The organism is Carnobacterium sp. (assembly GCF_032094055.1).
GTDB lineage: Bacteria > Bacillota > Bacilli > Lactobacillales > Carnobacteriaceae > Carnobacterium_A.
Map to the genome: position 1 here is coordinate 5579 of NZ_DAMDAK010000095.1, position 3439 is coordinate 9017.

Consider the following 3439-nt stretch of genomic DNA (forward strand, 5'->3'; position numbering starts at 1 on the left):
TAAAGGTCCTGGTTCAGGTCGTGAAGCAGCAATCCGTTCTCTACAAGCAACTGGGTTAGAAGTTACTGCAATCCGCGACGTAACTCCTATTCCTCATAATGGATGCCGCCCTCCAAAACGCCGTCGTGTTTAATTGAGAGCTGCTTCATTTTGTAGTTTTGCGCTCGGTAACATGAACTTCACGTTTTGAAAGGGGTATAGATAGAATGATCGAAATTGAAAAACCAAGAATTGAAACGATTGAGATCAGCGATGATGCTAAGTTTGGCAAATTCGTTGTAGAACCACTTGAACGCGGTTATGGAACTACGTTAGGTAACTCCCTACGTCGTATCTTGTTGTCTTCACTACCGGGAGCTGCAGTAACCACAATTCAAATTGATGGTGTATTACACGAATTTTCGGCTGTCGATGGTGTACTTGAAGATGTAACGTCAATCATTTTAAATATAAAAAAACTTGCACTCAAGTTATATTCTGGTGATGATAAAACGATTGAAATCGATGTAAAAGGTCCAGCAGTTGTCACTGCAGCGGATATCGTTTACGATAGCGATGTTGAAATCTTAAACCCTGATTTGTACATTTGTACTGTAGCAGAAGGCGCACGTTTCCATGTACGCATGACAGCTAAAACAGGCAGAGGTTATGCTAGAGCTGAACACAATAAACAAGATGATATGCCAATTGGTGTATTACCAGTCGATTCGATTTACACCCCAGTTAGTCGTGTAAACTACCAAGTAGAAAACACACGAGTGGGTCAAAAAAATATTTTTGACAAATTAACACTTGATGTATGGGCAGATGGTTCAATCAGTCCGGAAGAAGCAGTTAGTCTTGCTGCTAAAATTCTAACAGAACATTTAAACATCTTCGTAAACCTAACTGATGAAGCTCGCAAAGCTGAGATCATGGTAGAAAAAGAAGAAACGCATAAAGAAAAAATGCTTGAAATGACAATTGAAGAACTTGACTTATCTGTACGTTCATACAACTGTTTGAAACGTGCCGGAATTAATTCAGTTCAAGAATTAACGGATAAATCAGAAGCTGAAATGATTAAAGTACGTAATCTAGGACGTAAATCACTTGAAGAAGTTAAATACAAGTTGTCAGAACTTGATTTAAGCTTACGCCAAGACGATTAGTACTGTAACAAGGGAGGAAAATCAAAATGGGTTACCGTAAATTAGGCCGTACAAGCTCACAACGTAAAGCAATGTTACGTGATTTAACATCTGATCTAATCATTAACGAACGCATTGTAACGACTGAAGCTCGCGCTAAAGAAATCCGCAAAACAACTGAGCAAATGATTACTTTAGGTAAAAAAGGCGACTTGCATGCACGCCGTCAAGCAGCAGCTTACGTTCGTAACGAAGTAGCAGCTATTAAAGAAGAAAACGAAGAAGTAGTTGTTCAATCTGCTTTGCAAAAATTATTTAGTGATATCGCACCTCGTTACGCTGAACGTCAAGGCGGATACACGCGTATCATGAAAACAGAACCTCGTCGCGGCGATGCTGCACCAATGGTTATTATTGAATTAGTTTAATTTTAAGACTACTTGGCATTGGCGAATGACAATGAAACTTGAAGTTCACGATTATACAAAATTCAAACTGAGTTCGCTTTTTTGATGTATGTAAAGAGTGTTACGATGATGGAAGGAACGAGTGTTTTTCCAAGTCTAGCTCGAAACTTCTCTTGGATGGAAATGGGTTCCATTCAAGAGAGGTAAATTCATCGAGAAAAGTGATTTTTTTTGTCTTAAAACAGGCAACAAATAAGTGGGTCTGTCCCTTTATTTGTTGCCTGTTTTAGTATAAAAAGCTCTACTGGCGTATTCAATCCGGTAAGTTGGAGCACTGCTAAAAAAAATTTAACTAATTAGTTGCCTATTATTAAACAAACTTATACTAAGTATTCAATTTATCATAACCACAATCAGAAATAAGTGCATTTAAAAATAAGTAAATCAGTACCCGTTTCAATAAGCTATTACTCGTATATTGCACCGGACTTTAATTTTTGTTAGTCTTAAGTAGACTTGAATTCAACGAGAACGTGAGGAATGTTCAATGGATAAGATCATTAATTTAAAAGATATTTCATATCAATACCATACGTCAGACGATCGATTAGCTTTAAACAAGGTTTCACTTTCAATCGAAGCTGGAGAATGGGTAGCGATTATTGGCCATAATGGATCCGGCAAATCGACATTAGCTAAAACGATCAATGGATTGATCGCACCTAGTCAAGGAGAAGTAACCGTCGGCGGCTTAGTTCTTAGCGAAGAAAACATTTGGAAGATCAGAGAAATGGTCGGAATGGTTTTTCAAAACCCCGATAATCAGTTTGTCGGCTCCACGGTCCAAGACGATGTTGCTTTTGGATTGGAAAATTTAGGAGTCCCAAGAAAAGAAATGATTGAACGAGTAACAGATGCGATTGAACGTGTAAAAATGGCTGATTTTATGGAAAAAGAACCGGCACGTTTATCAGGCGGACAAAAGCAGCGGGTAGCGATTGCCGGTGTCGTTGCCTTACGACCAGCGATCATTATTTTAGATGAAGCCACCAGTATGCTCGATCCGCAAGGCAGACAAGAAGTCTTGGCAACCGTCAAAGCCATCAAGGAAAAAGCAAACTTAACGGTGATTTCTATCACACATGACATTGATGAAGCTGCAAATGCCAATCGTATTCTAGTGATGGAAAATGGGTCGTTGATTCAAGAAGGAACGCCTGAAGAAATCTTTACTTCAGGTGAAAAATTGATTCATATGGGATTAGATTTGCCGTTCCCTGAAAAATTAAAATTAGATCTAAATGAACGTGGTATTGATGTGCCGGCTGAATACCTTACAGAAGAAGGGATGGTGGACTGGCTATGGACATTACTTTCGAAAAAGTAGGGTTTACGTATCAAAAAGGTACGCCTTTTGAGAACCGAGCCCTTTATGATATAGATATGGTGATCAAAGAAGGCAGCTTCACCGCTTTAGTCGGGCATACGGGCAGTGGGAAATCGACTGTGCTACAGCATTTGAACGCGTTGATGAAACCAACCGAAGGAACCGTAACGATCGGCGACCGGGTAATCACACCGGATACCAACAATAAAAACTTAAAGTCGGTCCGCAAACAAGTCGGAATTGTTTTTCAATTTCCTGAAGCTCAATTATTTGAAGAAACGGTTGCGAAAGATATTGCATTTGGCCCGAAAAATTTTGGTGCTTCTGAAGCAGAAGCTGCGGAATTGGCGCGTAAGATGTTGCCGTTAGTTGGATTAGATGAAAGCTTTATGGAACGTTCACCTTTTGATTTATCAGGCGGACAAATGCGGCGTGTGGCGATTGCCGGTGTCTTAGCGATGGAGCCGGATGTACTGGTGTTAGATGAACCGACTGCCGGCTTGGACCCGCAAGGC

5 protein-coding genes are annotated in these 3439 nt (G+C 40.0%); all 5 read left to right on the forward strand.

Annotation, left to right across the window (positions count from 1 at the left end; translation table 11 throughout):
- The coding region (gene rpsK, locus RT405_RS11865; RefSeq protein ID WP_313469934.1) for a 30S ribosomal protein S11 at window positions 1-133 on the forward strand (133 nt) is incomplete at its 5' end.
- Window positions 134-206: 73 nt separating this feature from the next.
- Window positions 207-1151 (forward strand): DNA-directed RNA polymerase subunit alpha, encoded by a 945-nt coding sequence (locus RT405_RS11870; RefSeq protein ID WP_035031165.1) that lies wholly within the window; start codon window positions 207-209, stop codon window positions 1149-1151.
- A 26-nt stretch (window positions 1152-1177) separates the two neighbouring features.
- Window positions 1178-1558, forward strand: coding sequence for a 50S ribosomal protein L17 (gene rplQ, locus RT405_RS11875; protein WP_035031167.1), 381 nt, complete (start codon window positions 1178-1180; stop codon window positions 1556-1558).
- 526 nt (window positions 1559-2084) lie between these two features.
- A complete protein-coding gene (locus RT405_RS11880; protein ID WP_313469927.1) occupies window positions 2085-2924 on the forward strand; it encodes an energy-coupling factor ABC transporter ATP-binding protein in 840 nt (279 codons plus the stop codon).
- Window positions 2900-3439 (forward strand): ATP-binding cassette domain-containing protein (locus RT405_RS11885; RefSeq protein ID WP_313469929.1); only part of this gene is annotated, 540 nt, incomplete at its 3' end. The genes RT405_RS11880 and RT405_RS11885, both read left to right, overlap by 25 nt.